The sequence below is a fragment of the candidate division WOR-3 bacterium genome (assembly GCA_039803925.1).
Classification (GTDB): Bacteria; Hydrothermota; Hydrothermia; order Hydrothermales; family JAJRUZ01; genus JBCNVI01.
In genome coordinates, this window is sequence record JBDRZL010000007.1 from 38,752 (window position 1) to 57,465 (window position 18,714).

Below are 18,714 nucleotides of genomic sequence, written 5' to 3' on the forward strand. Positions count from 1 at the left end.
TTTAATTCTCCATAAATTTTGAAGGGTCTATAATAATTGATGGGGTTCCATCCCACAAAATTGTTCCTCCTGAGATATAGGGTATTCTCATAATATAAATGTCAAGAGATTTTACTACTACATCCATCTGAGAAATAACTTTATCCACTATTAAAAGAGCCCTTTTTCTATCACTTTCTATCAAAAGAGCAGAAAACTTCTCTCCTTTTGAACCATTCAATTTTAATTTCTTAGACATCCAGATACATGGAAGAACTTCATCTCTTATTAACATGTAATCTCTGCCCATAATTTTCTTTATATCTCTCTCACTTCCTTCTATTATTTCTTGAATAAAAACAAGGGGTATAACAAATCTGTTACCTGATACATCAACAACCACACCTCTTGTTATAGCAATAGAAAGAGGTAATTTTAGTTTTATAGTGGTACCCTTCATATATTCACTTTCAATTTCCATAAAACCACCCATCCTTGTTATAAACTGTTTAACAACATCCAGTCCCACCCCTCTGCCAGAAATCATTGTAGTATCCTCTTTTGTTGAAAAACCAGGAATTGTAATAAGTTCAAAAACCTCTTTGTCAGTTAAAACCTTTGCCCTTTCCTCTGAAATTAAACCTTTTTCAATTGCCCTTTTAATAACCTTGTTTTTATCAACACCCTTTCCATCATCTTTTATATAAATTGTTACCGAGTTTTTTTCCCTTTCAAGTTTTATATAAATTATGCCTTTCCTACTTTTTCCAAATTTTAATCTTTCCTCAGGGAGCTCAATCCCGTGATCAAGAGAATTTCTAATTATATGAAGAAGCGGTTCTCTCATCTCCTCAAGTAAAGCTCTATCAAGTTCAATATCCCCCCCCTCTATTAAAAGTTCTGCTTCTTTTCTCATTTCTTTTGCTTTATCTCTTACAAATCTTTTAAATCTCTCAAGAATATGAAAAGCAGGAATTAGTCTTATTGACATAACATCATCCTGAAGATAGGAAATAAGTCTTTCAAGATTTTCCATATTGTCCTGTATTTCCCTATCTTCTATTTGTCTTAATTTTGAAAACAACCTTTCCTTAGCAATAACTATTTCTCCCAACCTATCCATTATTGTATCAAGTTTCTCCGATTTAACTTTGATTTCTTCAAGAGGCTTAATTTCAAATTCTTTTTCCTCTGGTATTATTTCCTTTTTTTCTTCAATAAAATAATGCTCCACATCTTCAAAACTCTCAACCACCTCCACAATTTCTTCTTTCTCCCTTTCAGTCTCAAGTGTTATCTTAAGTAAATTACTAACATTTTCTTTTATTATTTCATCTTCACTTGGTTCTGAAAAAACTACATTAAATTTCTCCTTAAATTCCCTTAAAATAACAAACATTCTTGCAGCAATAAGAGGGGTTTGAGGATCAATGTATATTTCTATTTCATAAAACTTTTTTGATATATCTTTCTCTTTTACAGATTTTAACTCATCAAAACTAAAAGATCCCCTTCCCTCAAGCATCATCTTTAAAGCATCCAATGCTTTAAAGAGAAAATCAAAATCCAAATCTTTCTTTTTGCCTTTTCTTAGCTCATCAAATTCATCCTCAAGTCTGTGACAAAAATTTTCTACATCCTTTTTCTCAACTGCTGCTGCCATTCCCTTCAAAGTATGTGCAAGTCTAAAAATCTCATTTAATATCTTTTCTGAAGCAGGTTTTTTTTCAAGCTCAAGTATATTTTTCTCTAAGTTTGTTAATATCTCCTCTGCCTCACTTTTAAAAAGTTCAAGATATTTTTTTTCTATCATTTTGACTTTATAACTCTTTCAACAGCTTCAAGGACCCTAGCAGGCTGGAAAGGTTTTACTATGTAGTCCTTAGCTCCAGCTTGAATAGCTTCAAGAACAAGGGGTTGTTGTCCCATAGCAGATACCATTATTATTTTTGCATGAGGATCAAAAGATATTATTTCTCTAACTGCGTCTATTCCACTTTTATCAGGCATGACTATATCCATTGTCACAATATCAGGTTTAAGTTCCCTATAAAGTCTTACAGCCTCTTCACCATTTGAAGCCTCTCCACATATTTCATAACCACCCTTTTTTAATATATCTGCAAGAAGTTTCCTCATGAATTGTGCATCATCTACTATTAATACTCTCGGATTCATCAAGTTTTCCCCTATTTAAAATGGATTTGAACCTCACCGGGAATCTTTTTTGGATCTATTATTAAAAATTTTCTCTTCTCAACAACAGCTTGACCTTTTAAAAGGGACCTATCTATATCTTTTTTTATATTTTCTGGAATTTCACCCATTTTAATCTCTTCACATTCAAAAACTCCAAGGATTGTATCTACCTCACAGGCATAAATTCTCTTTAGCTCAGGAGAAAGTATAATAAAAAACTTTTCTTTACCTTCTCCATTTTCTTCAATGTTCATTCTTTTTTTTAAATCAAAAAGAGGTACAACATTGCCCCTTAAGTTAAAAATTCCTTTAAAATGAGGGGGAGAAAGTGGAACAGGAACAACTGGTTTTGGTTCTGAAATCTCAAGAACATTTTCCATAAGAAAAGAAAATTCCTTTTCAGAAATCCTAAAAGCAATTATTTGTTTTTTTTCCATTAATGAATTATAAAATCAATCAGCTTGTTTTTTCCACCATTCCGAAACCCATTGAAGTTTTTTCTCCCAGTCCAGAATCCATTATAAATCTTAAAACCTGAATATTACCCCTTAAATTCAAAGTAGCCATATACCCTTTAACTTTTATGTTTTTGATGGAGTAAAGCTTTGACTTATACGATTCACACATTATTTCTATATCATAATCTGAAAGCCTTTCCCCTGTAAAACATTCAAATTTATTTTTTATTATTTCTTTTAATTTATGGTAAAAATGCTCGGTTTCAGGAGAAAGATAAATTGAAAAACTTTTATCCCCCTCTTTTTTGCTCTGAGAAACAACAAGAGGAGAAAGTGTTTTAGCTTTTAATTCATTCTTAATTTCGCTTATTTCAAATATCTTTGTTTTTAAAACAGGAAGATTATAGCAAATGAGCTTCAAAAAGCCTTCTTTTTTTAAAACACTTTCAAGAATTTCAATAAAAACTGAATCTGGTGAAGAAAGTATAAAAGTTAAAGGACCTATCATTAATATATAATCCTTTTCAAAAGAAATTTTTTGAGGGAAAAGAGGAGAAAAGGAAAAAAGTTTAAAATTTTTATTCTTATAACTCCATCCTTTTGAATGAATATTGTATGAAAATTTTAAACTATATTTACTTAAAAGATAATAGATAGAAGAAGCAAGGAAATAATTATATGACCAAGGGATCTTGTATTCTTTATCTTCACCAACCAGAAGCTTCAGCCTCAAATTCTCTCTTTTATACGCCCCCGGCAGGACTTGAACCCGCAACCACCGGATTAGAAATCCGATGCTCTATCCAGTTGAGCTACGGGGGCAGTATATTTATAAATTATAAAATTTTACAAATTAAATTTCAATTTTTTAACCTTGACAAATTAACGATTTTTATTTATAATAATTAAAAAGGTTCTAATCCTATAAAAATTAAAAATAAGATATGCCAACTTTTGTATGGAAAGGAAGAACTCCTGAAGGAAGGGCAGTTGAAGGAGAGATGTCAGCAGAATCCCAGCAGGAAGTAATTTCAGCTTTAAGAAAAAGAAATATCATACCAATTTCTGTAAATATTAAAGAAAAAAAGAAATTACCCTCTCTTGAAGACCTTTTTCCATCAAAAATAAAAGTTGATGAAATGGCTATGTTTACAAAACAGTTTGCAACAATGCTGGAAGCTGGTCTCCCTTTAATGGATGCTCTAAACACTCTTTATATTCAGACTAAAAATAGAACCCTTAAAAAAACAATAGGAAAAATTGCAGAAGACCTTGAAGGTGGTTATACTCTTGCAGATTCTATGAGAAAACATAAAAAAGTCTTCTCTGACCTCTATGTTAATATGGTAGAAGCAGGAGAAAAAGGTGGTGCTTTAGGTGAGATACTCATACGTCTTGCTGAATACCTTGAAAAAACTGCTGATTTGCAGAGAAAAATTAAAGGTGCAATGGTTTACCCTGTTATAGTTTTAGTTGTAGCCATTGCAGCAACAGTAGCCCTACTTGTATTTGTTATTCCAACCTTTGCTAATCTTTATGAAGGCTTTGGTGCAGAACTTCCTTTTCTCACAAAGATGGTTATTGGGCTTTCCAATTTTGTTAAAAAATTTATTTTATTAATTATTTTATTTATTGTTGCAATTGTTGTGGGATTAAGAATGTGGTATGGAACAGATCCAGGAAAGGAAGTTATAGATAGAGTTATGTTAAAATTTCCTATAATCGGTAACCTTATTCACAAACAGGCACTTTCAAGATTTTCAAGAACCCTTTCCACACTTTTAAGAAGTGGTGTTCCTTTAATAGACTCAATGGACATAACATCCAAAACAACTGGAAACAGAGTTGTCCAGCATGCCCTGGAAAGAGCAAGAAATTCAATAAGAGAAGGATCAACAATTTCTTCACCCTTACAAAAATCAGGAGTATTTCCTCCACTTGTTGTCCAGATGGTACACATAGGAGAGCAATCCGGAAATTTGGACGAAATGTTATTAAAAGTATCTGAGTTCTATGATAAAGAAGTGGATGCAGCTGTGGATGCTCTTACATCAGCGCTTGAACCTCTAATTATGGTGGTACTTGGAGGGGTTGTTGGAACCATGGTTATAGCCATGTATTTACCTATATTCAAACTTATACCAACTTTAATGCAAAGCCTTTCTAAATAAGAAAAGAGAAAATAAAAGAGATTGATAACAAAAAAATATGATTATCTTTTAAGATTAGGTTTATTAACAAGACCTTTTATTGTATTTTTTTCTCTTTTTATAAGCTACTATTTTTTAAGAGAAATTTTTGAAATATCAATTTTGCCTTTTATCTTTATATTTTTATCTTCAGTAGTTCTTTCTCTTCTTTTTTATTATTCATCAAAAAAAGGAATAAAATCACCAATTATTTATCTTCTTGCTGATACTTTTCTCATAATAGGAATAATGCATTTTACAGGAGGTCCTGAAAGTGTATTTTCAATTCTTTTCTTTCTTGTAATAATAACTTCATCTCTTTATTTTGAAAAAGAAAAATACTTTTATTTTTCAGTATTTTTACTTCTTTTATACAACTTATTTTTATTTTTATGGACCAAAGGAATAATAAAAAATCCTTTTGAGCTTGAATTTAAAACTGAAGAAATTTTATTAAGAGGTTATATCACAACATTATCCTTACTTATAGCCTCTTTATTATCTTACATTCTCTCTGAAAGAGCAAGAAGGGGAGAAAAGGAAGCTGAAAAGACTGATATCCTTGCAAGAGAAATACTTAGAAACCTTGGAGAAATTGTAATAGTTAAAAATGAAAAAGGAGAAACAATTTTCAAAAACTCAGAAATTCCTGATCTTTTTTTAAATAATAAAAATATAAAAGAATTTAGCTATGACGGGAAACAGTATTCTTTGAATTATTCATCTTTTGATTTATTTAAAGAAAAATTTGAAATTTATGTCTTAAGGGATATTACAAAGGAAAGAGAAATGGAACAAATTTTAAAGCAGAAAGAGAAAGAAAAATTTTTAACAGAACTTTCCCATGGACTTGCTCATGAAATAAGAAATCCTCTTGCTGCAATTCAGGGAGCCATAACAACACTTTTAAAAGTAAAAGATGAAGATAAGAAGAAGCGTCTTATTGAACTTATTAAGAATGAAATTGAAAGACTTGATTTAATCATTAAAACCTTTCAAAATTATGCAAAAATTAAAAAAATAAAAAAGGAAAAAATATATTTAAAGAGTTTTATAAAAAGCTTAGCTTCAGAATTCGGAATAGAAAATATAGAATTTAAAAATGAGAAAGAGTACATTGAGGCAGAACCCTATTTAACTCAAATAGCTATCCAGAACCTCATAAGAAATGCTATTGAGGCTGTAAATGGAAATAGGGAAAAGGTAAAAGTTAAATTAATAGAAAATAAAATAATTATAGAAGATAAAGGGGAGGGAATACCTGAAGAGGAACTGGAAAAAGTTAAATATCCATTTTATACAACAAAACCAGGGGGTCTTGGAATGGGTTTACCTCTTACTGAAAGAATCTGTGAATTACATGGTTTTAAACTTATTCTTAAAAGTGAAAAAGGTAAAGGTACAGAGGCAATAATTGAACTTGTATGAAAAGGAAGATTCTTGTTATAGATGATGAGAAATCAATTTTAGAGTGGATAAAAATTGCCCTGGAAGATAAATATGAAGTTTTAACTACAACCAATCCAGAACTGGCTTTGAATAAAATAAAAGAGGAAAAACCTGGACTTATTATAACAGATATTAAAATGCCAGGAATTTCAGGATTTGAAATTTTAGAAGAAGCAAAAAAAATTAATTTTAATATACCAGTTATAATGATAACTGCCTATGCATCCCTTGAATCCGTTATTGAAGCCTTCAGAAAAGGAGCTTCAGATTATCTCATAAAACCTTTCTCAGAAGAAGAACTAATTTATAGGATTGAAAAATACTTACCTTTCATAAAAGAAGATAAAGAATTTATCGCAGTTGATGAAAAAACACTTGAAGTAAAAAAACTCGCCTTAAAGGCTTCCTATTCTGATGTTCCTGTTTTTTTATATGGTGAAAGTGGAGTAGGAAAAGAAGTAGTGGCAAGATTCATTCATAAAAATTCAAATAGAAAAGATAAAAATTTCGTAGCAGTAAACTGTGCAGCCCTACCTTCTGAACTCCTTGAATCAGAACTTTTCGGGTATAAAAAGGGAGCATTTACCGGTGCATTTAAAGATAAAAAAGGACTTTTAGAAATAGCTGATGGTGGTACTATTTTTCTTGATGAAATTTCAGAAATGCCTTTAAATCTTCAAAGCAAATTATTGAGGGTAATAGAAACAAAAGAAATAATACCAATAGGGTCTCTTGAATCAAAAAAAATAGATATAAAAATCATAAGCGCTACAAATAAAGAACCGAAAGAGGCAATTAAAGAAGGTAAATTAAGGGAAGATTTATATTACAGATTATCAACCTTTCCTATATACATTCCGCCTCTAAGAGAAAGGAAAAATGATATACCAGCTTTAACTCAATACTTTCTTAAAAACTTATCAAGGAAAATGAAAAAAGAATTTGTCCTTGATGATGAGGTACTTAAGATTTTAATGGAATATGAGTGGAGGGGAAATGTGAGGGAATTGGAAAATGTTATTGAAAGAGCCTGTATTATATGCGATGGTTTTATTATTAAAAAAGAACATTTACCCTTTGAAATTGTTGAAAAATCTGAAACTCAAAGAAGTTTAAAAGAACTTGAAGAAAAAATGATACTTAAAACCCTTGAAGAATTTAACGGAAATGTTAAGAAAGCAGCTCAAAAGCTTGGGTTGCATCCCTCAACTATATATAGAAAATTAAAAAAATTAAATAAGAAAAATGGAGAATAACGAGAAATTAGCAAAAATATTTAACAGGATGGCTGATGCTCTTGAATTCTTAGGTGAGATTCCCTTTAAAATTCAGGCTTACAGAAAAGCTGCAAGAACTCTTGAGAATCTTGATAAGGATATATCAGAAATAGATGACTTTCAGAAACTACCAGGAATAGGAGAAGGTATAGCAAAAAAAATAAAGGAATTTCTTGAAACTGGCAAAATAAGTAAAGCTGAAGAAATTTTTTCAAAAATACCTGAAGGAATTCTGGATCTAATGCAGATACCCAATCTTGGTCCAAAAACCTTAGCTCTTTTAAATAAGGAATTTGGTGTTAGGAATTTGGAAACTTTAAAACAAGCCCTTGTTAACCCAAGAATAAAAACCCTCTTCGGAATGGGTGAAAAAAAGGTAGAAAATATTAAAAAAGGAATAGAACTTTTCTTAAAGAGTAAAGAGAGATATCTTCTGGGAGAAGTTTACCCGATAGTAAATTCCCTTGTTAGTTTCCTAAAAGAAAATAAAAATGCTCTTATGGTAATACCTGCCGGTTCTTTTAGAAGATTCAAGGAAACAGTGGGAGATGTTGATATCCTTGTGACAACAAAAACTGAAGTTGATCTATCTGAATATATTACCCAATTCCCTAAAATTGAAAAAATCTACGCTATGGGACCTACAAAAACCTCCTTTGTTTTAAAAAATGGGCTGCAGGTGGATATAAGGGTTATTCCATCAGAATCAATGGGTGCTGCAATGCAATATTTTACAGGCTCAAAACAGCACAATATCCATTTAAGAACCATAGCAAAAAACCTCGGATTAAAAATAAGTGAATACGGAGTATTTAAAGGAGATAAGTTTATAGCAGGAAGAACAGAGGAAGAAGTTTATGGAACTTTGAAAATGCAGTGGATTCCACCTGAAATAAGGGAAGATGAGGGTGAAATTGAGCTTGCCTTAAAAGGTGAAATTCCTGAACTTATCGAATTCAGTGATATTAAAGGTGATCTCCACATTCATTCTGATTACTCTGATGGTCAATCTAAAATTTTTGAAATAAAAGAGGAAGCGAAGAAAAGGGGTTATAAGTATGTAGCAATATGTGACCACAGTCAGTCAGCAAAATATGCAAAGGGTTTAAATATTGAAAGACTGATGAAAAAAAAGGAAGAAATTAAAAAATTGAATGAGAAAGGTGATTATCCTTATTTGGTATTTGGGGCAGAAGTGGATATATTACCTGATGGGAAACTTGATTATCCTGATGAAGTTTTAAAAGAGATAGATTATGTAGTTGTATCTATACACACTGGTTTTAAAAAAGATAATACAGAAAGAATAATTAAAGCTTTTGAAAATCCTTATGTTCATGCATTTTCCCATCCAACAGGAAGACTTATAGGCTCAAGGGAACCTTATGAAGCTAACTGGGATGAAGTTTTCAAAAAGGCAGGTGAAAAGAATATATGGATGGAGATAAACTCTTATTATGAGAGACTTGATCTTTCTCCTCCTTTGATAAAAAAAGCAAAAAAATATGGAATAAAATTTGTTATTGGGACAGATGCCCATCACTATAACCAGATGTGGATGATTGAGCTCGGTGTAGGAACAGCAAGAAGGGGTTGGCTTACTGCTCAGGATGTTATCAATACAAGAGATTTAGAAGAATTACTTGAATTGTTAAAAGCAAAAAAACTTAATAAGAATTATTTAAAAATTCAATAAAACTTTTTATACCTTTAAAAACCTCAAAAAGTTTATCATAATTTAAAGTATCTGGTAAATCAAATTCTGAGTGATAAAAGGGATTTCTTAAAAAGGCAGTATCAGTTATTAAAAGTGCCTTAATATTTCTTTTCCAGAAGGGATAATGGTCAGAAAAATTCATGTCAGGAATTATTGGAGGGAAAGCAAGATACTCTACATTTAGTTCTGTTTTCTCTTTAAAAATTTTGACAATTTTATTCATATAATTCCTTGATTTTAAATTACTGACAATGCCTATAAAATTTGCTTTATCAGGATAAAAGAAATTCAAAGGAAAGGGATACCTTTGAGAATTTTTTTCCTCAGAGTAATAACCTACTGATTCAAGAGATAACATAAGTTCAACCTTTTCTTTATTTTTAATAATTTCTTTAACATAAACTTCTGATCCCATAAGGGGGGAATTAAAAAAAGGTGGTTCCTCATTGGGGAAAAATAAAAACCTTATATCCTTTTTAAATTCTATCTGTGAAAAATATTTTATTATTTCAATTAAAACAGAAACAGCACTTGCATTATCATCAGCACCTTTTGAACCATATACACTATCATAATGTGCACCTATTATAAAAATTTTGTTAGAAAGAACATTTTTTTTAACTTCAATAATAAAAACATCACAACCATAGGATTTATAATTAATTTCCCTTATATCAAAATTTAAATTTTTGATGTTTTCTATAATGTAATCTTTAGCTTTTATATAATTTTTATATTTAAAAACATTTCTCTCCCCGATTTCACCTGCAAGAACTTCTACATGTTTTTTTAAAATTTCCTTTAGATTAATGTTTTTTCAAATATTTCAAAGAAATCTCTTTCTTCAATTTTTTCAGGGAAAAATTTTGGAAATTTTCCTGAAAGAAAATTGTATTCTTTCCAGAATAATTCAAAATCACTTTTTTCTATTCCATAATTTTTAAAATTTCTTGGCAAATTTATTTCCTTATAAAACTTATCCATATAATCAATTATTTCATCAAAATCCGGATTTTCTTTTTCCATTATAAAAGAAAAAAGTTCCTTTATATTATCTTTTCTTTTTTTAAAACTATAACTTAACCATGGAATCAAAAGTATGGCGAGACCTGCTGGATGAGGAACATTGTCATAAAAACCGGATACAATATGCTCAAGCCAGTGCATTTCATGAAAACCACCTATTCCCCTTGTTGCTACTCCTGAAAGAGCAAGACTTGCTAAAAGATGCATATTCTCCCTTGCTTTAATATCTTCAGGATTTTTTATTAATGTTTTTATAGATTCAATTACCTTTTTAATGTAAAATTTTGCAACCCCCTTTATAAGGACGCCTTCTTCTTTTGAGGTAACAAAGGGCTCTAAGATGTGAGTTATTATATCAATTGAACAAAGAGCAAGATAATCTTTATCAAGAGTTTTAGATAAAATTGGGTCAACAATTGAAAATTTCGGAAATATTTTTTCATCAAAAATTCCCCATTTTCTTTTTTCATCAATATTTGTAATAATTGCTGAAGAATTAATTTCTGAACCAGTAGCCGGAGTTGTTGGAATAAGACATACAGGGAGTGTTTCATTTTCCGGACTTTTTTGAAGCATTGTATAATCCCATATTTTACCTTCGTTTGTGGCAATTATAGAAATTGCCTTAACCGCATCCATGACACTTCCCCCTCCAAAACCCAAAAGAGCATTTATTTTATTTTCTCTTACAATTAACCTCGTTTCTTCAATTTCATAAGTTTTGGGATTTGGAGATATTTTATCATAATGAATAAATTCTATTTTAAAAGATTTACAAATTTCTTTTATTTTATCAAGAAATCCATACCTTCTTGCGAAATTTCTTCCTGTTACAATTAAAATTCTATTTCCAAGTAAAGGTAAAACTTCTACTAATTTTTTTTCTAAAATACCTGTTCCAAAACTGTATTTTACAGGTAAAAAAATATTAAAGGACTTCAAACTATTCTACAGTTACACTTTTAGCAAGATTTCTTGGTTTATCAACATCACAGCCGCGTAAAAGAGCTACATGATAGGCAAAAAGCTGAAGGGGAATTATGGCAATAAGAGGTTGAAGCAAATAGATGGTATCTGGAATTGGTATAAAATCCTTTGATAATTCCTTTAGAAAATTATCACCAAATGTTCCTATAGATATAATTGGCGCTTCCCTTGCTTTAACTTCCTCTATATTTGAAATCATTTTATCATAAAGTTCATTTTTGGGAGAAATGGCAACAACCGGAAAATCTTTATCTAAAAGGGCTATTGGACCGTGTTTCATTTCACCAGCAGCATAACCTGTAGCATGTATATATGAAATTTCTTTTAATTTCAAAGCACCTTCAAGAGCAGTGGGATAAAGCAATCCTCTACCAAGAAACATCATATTTCTAACACTATAAAACTTCTTTGCCAGTTCTGAAATCTCGTCTTCCCTACCAAGAATAAATCTCATCTTATCAGGAATTTTTTTTAGTTCATTTATTATTTCTTTAAATTCCTTTTTATCAACTGTCCCTTTTAAAAGCCCAATTTCAAGAGTTATTGCAAGAAGATAAAAAAGCTCTGAAGTGTAAGCTTTTGTGGAAGCAACCCCAATTTCAGGACCTGCATTCAAATAAACTCTGAAATCTGATTCTCTATCTATTGTGCTGTTTTTAACATTTACAAGGGATAATACTGGAATTGAAAGCTCTTTAGCTTTTCTGAGACCTGCAAGAGTATCTGCAGTCTCTCCTGATTGAGAAATACTTATACAGATTGCATTTTTATTGGAAACAGGCTCTTTATATCTGAATTCAGAAGAAAGTTCACACTCGGTAAAGGAGTTGACAAAACCTTGAAATAGGTGTTTGCCATAAAGTCCTGCATGATAACTTGTTCCAGCTGCCTGGATTATTATGTGATCAGCCTTTAAAAGAGCATTTTTAGCACCATTTGATAAAACAGAAATATTATCATTTTCATCTATAACCCTCATCAGATTTTCTTCAATAACTCTTGGTTGTTCGTGAATTTCCTTAAGCATATAATGAGGGTATCCTCTTTTCTCAATCATATCCTCTCTCCACTCCACATAAGTAGCTCTCCTTTTTTTCCTTTCACCACTAAAATCGTAAAATTCTACCTTATCCTCTTTCAAAATAACTATCTCACCATCTCCCATTGTAACTATCCTTCTTGTATGAGACAAAATTGCAGGTATATCTGAAGCAATCATATTTTCGTTTTTACCAATACCGACTATTAAAGGGGAACCCATTCTCACCCCTATAATCTTGTCAGGATGAAATTTGTTTATAATAGCAAGAGCAAAGGAACCTTTAAGTTTATTAACTGTTTTTAAAACACTTTCCAAGAGATTCCCCTCATAATATTCTTCAAGAAGATGAGCTATAACTTCGGTATCAGTATCAGATGTAAATCTATGTTTTTTTTCAAGTTTCTTCTTTAACTCTCTAAAATTTTCAATTATTCCATTATGAACAACTGCAAAAATTCTCTTACAATCTACATGGGGATGAGCATTTTCATCTGTTGGCTTTCCATGGGTTGCCCATCTCGTGTGTCCTATAGCTATTTTGGAGGGAATAGGTAAACCATTTAAAAGTTTCGAAAGCTCACTTATTCTACCTGCTTTTTTTCTTATAAATAACTCTCCATTTATTATACTTGCAAAACCTGCTGAATCATAACCCCTATATTCTAATTTTTCTAAACCTACTATAATTACACTATCTACATCTTTATTACCAATATATCCAACAATTCCACACATTTATTGAATTTTCTCTCTCTTTAATTCATACTTCACTGTTATAGGAACACCATAGGCAGTTATCTCCACAATTACCTCTTTATCTCTTATATCCTTCACATAACCATTCCTTACAGCATCTCCCTGCCTTATTGTATAACTTCTTCCATCAGGAGCTTCAAAAAGGGCAACATTACCTTTTGGTCCTTTCATTATTCCAACTAACTTAAGATTAGAAAGATCAACAACTTCTTCTTGAGTTCTTTTATAACCTTTACCTACAAGAGAAAGGAAAGGATCCCTTCTGTTTCCAGGATCATAGTTATATCCCTTGGGCAAAAGTTCCTCTTTTAACTTAACTGTATCTATTTCTTGGCCAAGAATAAAACCAGGCTTAGGAGATTCCTTTGCAACATCCACCTTTCCTCTTTTTTCCTTTTTGCAACTAACTGCAAATATAATTAGAAAAATTAAAAGAATACCCTTTTTCATCTTCTACCTCCTTTTAGGTCTTACAGGCTTAGTTTCAGTAGGTGCTACAGCCCCCCCAATTGTAGAAACAGTATAAAATTTAGCAACAAAAGAAGCCTCACAACTTCTATCCTGAGATTTGGATTGATTTATCTTTATTCCTTCAACTGTTACAAGCCTTGATAAAGTGGAAAGTTCAGAAATAAAATTTACAAGATTATGAAAATTAGAAATCACTTCAAGAGAATAAGGAAGTTCTGTATATTCACCCTTAGAAACAGGGGGATTCCTTGAAAGTTTCACAATTTTTACATCATTTTGAGTTCCCCTCTGTTGAAGCAGAGTTATAACTTCTTCCGGTTTTTCTTCTGGAGGTAAAAGTTTAAGTGCCTTTTCCCATAAATACTGAAGTTTTTTAATTTCAATCTCCAACTCCGGGAGCCTTGCCGCAGCTATACGAGCTGTTTGAAGTTCTTTTGAAATTTTTGAATATTTAGCTTCAAGATTTTTAATCTGTGCCTTCATTTTGTTATAGAAAAGAAAATGATAAATTAAGAATACTATAACTCCAATACCAGCTGTAATTATAAAATATCTTAATTTATTATTCATTATTTTACCTCCTCTTCCGTAGTTAAACCAACAGAAACATTAACAGGTATTTGCATGGTGAAAGTTAAATACTCCGTTTCTTCTTCTTTTTTCACATCAATCCTTTCCAGTATCACATTTTCACCAAATAGTGGAGAAGATTTTATATTCTGGATAAAATCTGCAATAAATAGGTTAGAAAAAGAAGCTCCTTCAATCTTTATTAAATTTCCTGTGTGGGAAAAGGAAATAATCCATACATATTGAGGAAGAGCTTTTGAAAATTCATCAAGAATCATAACCTCAGTGTTTATACTTGAAAGTAGCCTCTTAGCTATATTTACTTTATTTTCAAAATCTCTTTTTTTTGTTTCCAGTTCATTAACCTTCTTTTGAACCTCCCTCAGAGCAACAAGTTCGGTGCTATCCCTTTTTATTTGACTTTTTAAACCGGAAATTTTAACCCTTGAAGCAGAAAAAGAAAAGAATGCCCATAGAACAGAAATTGTGAGTATAAGAGTTCCCGCAATTTCGTATATTCCTATAGGAGGTAGTGTTATTTTAAATTTTCTTTCTACTTTTTCTTCTGATGGTAATAAATTTATTTTAATCATAGTATCCCCCTTAAAGATAAACCCAAAGATGGAGCAAATATAGATCCAATTACCTCTTTGGAGGCCAATTCAAGAAAAGATTCAGGAAGATCTATTCTTTCAAAAGGGTTTAATCTTTCAACTTTTACTCCAAGGGCCTCTGATAGGTTTTGAGTAAATTCAGGAATTAAAGTGCCACCTCCTGATACATAAATCACATCAGGTGCCTCTTTTTTCTCTATGTAAGCAAAAGTTCTTCTTATTTCTTCTGCAATGCTTGTAACGTAATCTCTATAAACCTCAAAAGTAACTGCAGAGGATGTTTCTTTTTCACCTTTTATTATTAAGAGGCTATCTGAATATGAAAGATCAAGCCTTTCCTGCATTAAATTTATAAGATTTCTTACACTTACTCTTATATCCCTGATCAAGTAAGGACCAGTATTTGCAAAATAAAATACAGTGGAAAAACTCTTTCCAATATGTAGTATCCCCTTTATATCACTACTTTTTGCAACTTCAGGATAATTGAACTCAAATAAATTATAAAGTGCTAAAACACTAACATCCAGAATTTTGGGTGTAAAACCTGCAGATTTTAAAACATGAACATAATCCGTAATGGCTTCGTTCCTGGCTGCAACTAACAAGACTTCAATTTCGGTTTCACTCACTTCAGGATTTACAATATCTCCATCCACTGATATTTCCGTTGGATCAACACCAAAGTACTGTTCTGCCTGCCATTTTATTTGCTCTTTTATTTCTTCTGGAGGCAATTTATCCATTTTTATCCTTTTTATATTAATTGCCCTTGGATTGGGAATAAATGTAGCGACATTTTTAATAGCAGGCTTTTTTTCCTGAATATATCTCTGTAAAACATCAATAACAGTGTCTCTTTCAATTATTTCACCTTCTGCTACTACCTCCTCAGGCAAGTCAGCTTTCCAGATTTCCTTTACTTTAACATTTTCTTTTGAACCTTCAAGGAGGGATATCCTCACTCCAGAGGAACCCACATCAATACCAAGTAGACCTCTTTTTTTACCGAGCATAAAAAATATTTATTTTTAAAGAATTGAACTTTTTGTTCATTTTTTCATTATAATATAAAATATAAAAAAAGTCAATAAAAAAGAGGACTAAAAATGATAGAACTTTTGCTTTTAATTATAATTATATGGGTTTTTCTTTACCTCATATATAGATTTGCCTTTAAAGTAGTATTAACAGAAAAACGAGGTGAAATTATTCCTGTTAGAAAAATTGAAATAACCCCAAAACTTATTCTCATTGTTTTGTCCCTTTTTATTCTACTTTATATAATTTCCAGTTTTAGAGAAGTTCCTATAGGACATGCACTTTTAACCTTCAATATTTTTACAAAAAAATATGGAATAAAAACTGAAGGACTGCAGTTTGTTCCAAGATTTTTTTATAAAACTCACCTTTATAATATAAGAAGGCAGGAATATACAATGACAGCAAGAAAAGGGGAAGGTGAAAAAAAGGATATAGATGACTCTCTATGGTCACCTACAAAAGAAGGGCTTGAGGTAGGACTTGACCTTACATGCTGGTTTAGAATACCTGTAGAAAATGTCATAAAAATACATAGAGAAATCGGATCTGACTATAACGAAAAAGTAATTAGGCCTTCAATAAGATCAGAGGTAAGGCATATTATTTCCTCCCACTCAGTAACAGAAATTTATTCTTCGAAAAGAGAAGAAATTCAAAAGGAAATTGAAAAAAAGATTAAGGAAAGACTTGAAAAGGATGGATTTCTAATTGAAGCAGTTATTTTAAGGGATGTTCATTTTACACCGGATTTTGCAAAGGCAATTGAGGAGAAACAGATAGCCCAGCAGGAAGCAGAAAGAATGGAATATATTCTTGAAAAGGAGAAAAAGGAAGCAGAAAGAAAAAAAATTGAAGCAAAAGGTAAAGCAGATGCTATAAGAATTATAAGTGAAGAACTTAAGAAAAACCCGATGTATATAAATTATCTTTATGTAGATAAACTTTCTGATAAGGTCAAAGTAGTTATATCAGATAAGGGGACAATTTTGAATTTGCAATCTCTGGATGAAAAATAAAATTTTAGATCTGCCGGGGACACCTTTAAAAATAATAATAAAAAATAATAAATTCTTAACCTTTTATATTGAGCATAAAGGCAACAAAGCCCTTGTTTATTCACCTTATGGAAATTTTCTTCTTGAGAAAAAAATAAAAGAAAATCTAAAAGAAGAAAGAGAAGATAATTCAAGGATTATTTCCCCTATGTCAGGGAAAATAGTAAAAGTATTTAAAAGAGAAAAGGAAAAAGTAAATATAGATGAGCCCCTTTGCATAATAGAAGCAATGAAAATGCAAAATGAGATAAGATCAAAAAAAGAGGGAATAATTATAAAATCTTTCGCAGAAGAAGAAAAAATTATTAAAAAAGGCGAACTGATTTTTATTATTGAATGAAGGATAAAAAATATTATACAAAAGAGGATCTTTCCGAATATAACTTTTTAGAAGGAGATTTAGAGCCAGGTAAATATCCTTTCACAAGAGCTATATATAAGGAAATGTATACACAAAAACTCTGGACAATGAGACAGTATACAGGTTTTGGAACTCCTGAAGAAACAAACGAAAGGTTTAAAAAGATGATAAAGGAGGGGCAAACAGGGCTTTCTTTGGCTTTTGACTTACCTACTCAATTGGGTTTTGATCCAGACCATGAGCTTTCAAGGGGAGAAGTAGGAAGAGTTGGGGTATCTGTATGGAGTTCAGAATCAATGGAGAGAGTTTTAAAGGATATAGAAATTGATAAAATTTCTCTTTCTATGACAATTAATGCAACCGCAGGAATTCTTTTAGCTTTTTACCTTACAATTGCAGATAAAAGAAAAGTTCCCTGGGATAAATTAAGGGGTACAATTCAAAATGATATTTTAAAGGAATTTGCAGCAAGAGGAAATTACATTTATCCTGTTAAGGAATCTCTAAAACTTTCCCTTGATGTTATGGAGTTTTCTCTTAAAAATGTTTTCAATTTTTATCCTGTTTCAGTGAGTGGTTACCATTACAGAGAAAAGGGAGCAAATGCCATACAGGAAATAGCTTTTACTATTTCTGATGCAATTGAATATGTAAAAGGTCTTGCTGAAAGAGGTATTGAGCCTGAAATTATTGGTAAAAGAATAACATTTTTCTTTTCTGCCCATAGTAATTTTTTTGAAGAAATTGCAAAATTCAGAGCAGCAAGAAGGGTATGGGCTCAAATAATGAAAGAAAGGTTCAAAGTAAAAGATGAAAAAGCGATGCATTTAAGATTTCACACACAAACAGCAGGTTCAACACTTCAGGCTCAAGACCCTCTTTTAAACATAATAAGGGTTTCTTACCAGGCTTTATCAGCGGTCTTAGGAGGAACTCAGAGTTTACATACAAATAGTTTTGATGAAGCATTATCCCTTCCAACAGAGGAATCAGCTCTTATGGCTCTAAGAACACAACAGATTCTTGCTTATGAAACAGGAATTCCGGAAATAACAGATCCTCTTGGAGGTTCCTATTATGTGGAAAGTTTAACAAGAAAAATTGAAGAAGAAACTTTTAAATTACTAAATGAAATAGAAGAAAAGGGAGGAGCAGCTGAGTGTATAGAAAAAGGATTATTTCAGAAGTGGATAGAAGAAAATGCTTATAAAGAACAAAAAGAAATCGAAGAAGGAACTAAAAAAATTGTAGGTGTTAATATTTTAAAAAAGGAAAAGGAAGAAAAAATTAAAATATTTAGGATAAAAAGCAAGGGGGAAAGGGAAGAAATAAAAAGAATAAGGGAATTTAAGAAAAAAAGAGATAAAAGTAAAGTAGAAGAGGCTCTTTTTGCTTTGAGGGAAGGTGCTTTAAGGGGAGAAAACCTTATGAATTATATCATTAATTGTGTTAAGGCAAAATGCACACTTGGTGAAATCTCTTATGAGCTGGAAAAAATCTGGAAGAGGGTCTGAATCCCT

Annotated in this window: 18 protein-coding genes and 1 tRNA gene; 7 read left to right on the forward strand and 12 right to left on the reverse strand. The window is 31.2% G+C overall.

What is annotated here, in order from left to right:
• Position 1 precedes the first annotated feature (1 nt).
• From ABIN17_04495 to ABIN17_04515, 5 genes are all read right to left on the reverse strand, one after another.
• A complete protein-coding gene (locus tag ABIN17_04495) occupies positions 2–1,792 on the reverse strand; it encodes a chemotaxis protein CheA (protein ID MEO0284317.1) in 1,791 nt (596 codons plus the stop codon).
• Positions 1,789–2,157: a response regulator gene (locus ABIN17_04500; GenBank protein MEO0284318.1), complete on the reverse strand. Its 369-nt coding sequence runs from the start codon at positions 2,155–2,157 to the stop codon at positions 1,789–1,791. The genes ABIN17_04495 and ABIN17_04500 overlap by 4 nt, the downstream gene beginning before the upstream one ends.
• Positions 2,158–2,168: 11 nt before the next feature.
• Positions 2,169–2,615, reverse strand: a complete 447-nt coding sequence (locus ABIN17_04505) for a chemotaxis protein CheW (GenBank protein MEO0284319.1) — start codon at positions 2,613–2,615, stop codon at positions 2,169–2,171.
• Positions 2,616–2,634: 19 nt separating this feature from the next.
• The gene (cas6, locus tag ABIN17_04510; GenBank protein ID MEO0284320.1) at positions 2,635–3,369 is read right to left on the reverse strand and encodes a CRISPR-associated endoribonuclease Cas6; all 735 of its coding nucleotides are present in this window, start codon (positions 3,367–3,369) and stop codon (positions 2,635–2,637) included.
• 15 nt (positions 3,370–3,384) lie between these two features.
• Positions 3,385–3,458 (reverse strand) — tRNA-Arg (locus ABIN17_04515).
• 122 nt (positions 3,459–3,580) lie between these two features.
• Here ABIN17_04515 and ABIN17_04520 point away from each other — a divergent pair.
• Genes ABIN17_04520 through polX form a run of 4 tightly spaced genes read left to right on the forward strand, consistent with a single transcriptional unit; the run spans position 3,581 to position 9,247 of the window.
• The gene (locus ABIN17_04520) at positions 3,581–4,807 is read left to right on the forward strand and encodes a type II secretion system F family protein (GenBank protein MEO0284321.1); all 1,227 of its coding nucleotides are present in this window, start codon (positions 3,581–3,583) and stop codon (positions 4,805–4,807) included.
• 21 nt (positions 4,808–4,828) lie between these two features.
• The gene (locus ABIN17_04525) at positions 4,829–6,253 is read left to right on the forward strand and encodes a HAMP domain-containing sensor histidine kinase (GenBank protein MEO0284322.1); all 1,425 of its coding nucleotides are present in this window, start codon (positions 4,829–4,831) and stop codon (positions 6,251–6,253) included.
• Positions 6,250–7,530 carry a sigma-54 dependent transcriptional regulator gene (locus ABIN17_04530; GenBank protein MEO0284323.1) on the forward strand — a complete coding sequence of 427 codons (1,281 nt, stop codon included), beginning with the start codon at positions 6,250–6,252 and terminating at the stop codon, positions 7,528–7,530. Before ABIN17_04525 ends, ABIN17_04530 begins: the two co-directional genes overlap by 4 nt.
• Positions 7,520–9,247 (forward strand): DNA polymerase/3'-5' exonuclease PolX, encoded by a 1,728-nt coding sequence (gene polX, locus ABIN17_04535; GenBank protein MEO0284324.1) that lies wholly within the window; start codon positions 7,520–7,522, stop codon positions 9,245–9,247. Before ABIN17_04530 ends, polX begins: the two co-directional genes overlap by 11 nt.
• On the opposite strand, the gene ABIN17_04540 is transcribed toward polX, so the two are convergent.
• Genes ABIN17_04540 through pilM form a run of 7 tightly spaced genes read right to left on the reverse strand, consistent with a single transcriptional unit; the run spans position 9,219 to position 15,750 of the window.
• Entirely contained in the window at positions 9,219–10,079 is an 861-nt protein-coding gene (locus ABIN17_04540) for a M28 family peptidase (protein MEO0284325.1), read from the reverse strand. The two genes, polX and ABIN17_04540, sit on opposite strands and share 29 nt — an antisense overlap.
• Positions 10,070–11,236 carry an iron-containing alcohol dehydrogenase gene (locus ABIN17_04545; GenBank protein ID MEO0284326.1) on the reverse strand — a complete coding sequence of 389 codons (1,167 nt, stop codon included), beginning with the start codon at positions 11,234–11,236 and terminating at the stop codon, positions 10,070–10,072. The genes ABIN17_04540 and ABIN17_04545 overlap by 10 nt, the downstream gene beginning before the upstream one ends.
• Position 11,237: 1 nt before the next feature.
• Positions 11,238–13,058: a glutamine--fructose-6-phosphate transaminase (isomerizing) gene (glmS, locus tag ABIN17_04550; protein MEO0284327.1), complete on the reverse strand. Its 1,821-nt coding sequence runs from the start codon at positions 13,056–13,058 to the stop codon at positions 11,238–11,240.
• Positions 13,059–13,529, reverse strand: coding sequence for a pilus assembly protein PilP (locus ABIN17_04555; GenBank protein ID MEO0284328.1), 471 nt, complete (start codon positions 13,527–13,529; stop codon positions 13,059–13,061).
• A 3-nt stretch (positions 13,530–13,532) separates the two neighbouring features.
• Positions 13,533–14,120 carry a type 4a pilus biogenesis protein PilO gene (pilO, locus tag ABIN17_04560; GenBank protein ID MEO0284329.1) on the reverse strand — a complete coding sequence of 196 codons (588 nt, stop codon included), beginning with the start codon at positions 14,118–14,120 and terminating at the stop codon, positions 13,533–13,535.
• A complete protein-coding gene (locus ABIN17_04565) occupies positions 14,120–14,713 on the reverse strand; it encodes a PilN domain-containing protein (protein MEO0284330.1) in 594 nt (197 codons plus the stop codon). Before ABIN17_04565 ends, pilO begins: the two co-directional genes overlap by 1 nt.
• Positions 14,710–15,750 carry a type IV pilus assembly protein PilM gene (gene pilM / locus ABIN17_04570; GenBank protein ID MEO0284331.1) on the reverse strand — a complete coding sequence of 347 codons (1,041 nt, stop codon included), beginning with the start codon at positions 15,748–15,750 and terminating at the stop codon, positions 14,710–14,712. The genes ABIN17_04565 and pilM overlap by 4 nt, the downstream gene beginning before the upstream one ends.
• 93 nt (positions 15,751–15,843) lie before the next feature.
• Between pilM and ABIN17_04575 the strand changes: the two genes are divergently transcribed.
• From ABIN17_04575 to ABIN17_04585, 3 genes are read left to right on the forward strand one after another with little or no spacing between them, the layout of a single operon-like run.
• Positions 15,844–16,794 carry a prohibitin family protein gene (locus ABIN17_04575; GenBank protein ID MEO0284332.1) on the forward strand — a complete coding sequence of 317 codons (951 nt, stop codon included), beginning with the start codon at positions 15,844–15,846 and terminating at the stop codon, positions 16,792–16,794.
• The gene (locus ABIN17_04580; GenBank protein MEO0284333.1) at positions 16,784–17,173 is read left to right on the forward strand and encodes an acetyl-CoA carboxylase biotin carboxyl carrier protein subunit; all 390 of its coding nucleotides are present in this window, start codon (positions 16,784–16,786) and stop codon (positions 17,171–17,173) included. The genes ABIN17_04575 and ABIN17_04580 overlap by 11 nt, the downstream gene beginning before the upstream one ends.
• Complete coding sequence (locus ABIN17_04585) at positions 17,170–18,708, forward strand: methylmalonyl-CoA mutase family protein (GenBank protein ID MEO0284334.1); 1,539 nt, start codon at positions 17,170–17,172, stop codon at positions 18,706–18,708. Before ABIN17_04580 ends, ABIN17_04585 begins: the two co-directional genes overlap by 4 nt.
• The last annotated feature ends 6 nt before the right edge of the window (positions 18,709–18,714 follow it).

Bases quoted from the DNA above. Each gene is read 5' to 3' on its own strand.
- ABIN17_04530 (MEO0284323.1), top strand. From the start codon at position 6,250: ATGAAAAGGAAGATTCTTGTTATAGATGATGAGAAATCAATTTTAGAG.
- ABIN17_04495 (MEO0284317.1), bottom strand. From the start codon at position 1,792: ATGATAGAAAAAAAATATCTTGAACTTTTTAAAAGTGAGGCAGAGGAG.
- ABIN17_04565 (MEO0284330.1), bottom strand. From the start codon at position 14,713: ATGATTAAAATAAATTTATTACCATCAGAAGAAAAAGTAGAAAGAAAA.
- polX (MEO0284324.1), top strand. From the start codon at position 7,520: ATGGAGAATAACGAGAAATTAGCAAAAATATTTAACAGGATGGCTGAT.
- glmS (MEO0284327.1), bottom strand. From the start codon at position 13,058: ATGTGTGGAATTGTTGGATATATTGGTAATAAAGATGTAGATAGTGTA.
- ABIN17_04500 (MEO0284318.1), bottom strand. From the start codon at position 2,157: ATGAATCCGAGAGTATTAATAGTAGATGATGCACAATTCATGAGGAAA.
- pilM (MEO0284331.1), bottom strand. From the start codon at position 15,750: ATGCTCGGTAAAAAAAGAGGTCTACTTGGTATTGATGTGGGTTCCTCT.
- ABIN17_04585 (MEO0284334.1), top strand. From the start codon at position 17,170: ATGAAGGATAAAAAATATTATACAAAAGAGGATCTTTCCGAATATAAC.
- pilO (MEO0284329.1), bottom strand. From the start codon at position 14,120: ATGAATAATAAATTAAGATATTTTATAATTACAGCTGGTATTGGAGTT.
- ABIN17_04520 (MEO0284321.1), top strand. From the start codon at position 3,581: ATGCCAACTTTTGTATGGAAAGGAAGAACTCCTGAAGGAAGGGCAGTT.
- ABIN17_04505 (MEO0284319.1), bottom strand. From the start codon at position 2,615: ATGGAAAAAAAACAAATAATTGCTTTTAGGATTTCTGAAAAGGAATTT.
- ABIN17_04555 (MEO0284328.1), bottom strand. From the start codon at position 13,529: ATGAAAAAGGGTATTCTTTTAATTTTTCTAATTATATTTGCAGTTAGT.
- ABIN17_04575 (MEO0284332.1), top strand. From the start codon at position 15,844: ATGATAGAACTTTTGCTTTTAATTATAATTATATGGGTTTTTCTTTAC.
- ABIN17_04580 (MEO0284333.1), top strand. From the start codon at position 16,784: ATGAAAAATAAAATTTTAGATCTGCCGGGGACACCTTTAAAAATAATA.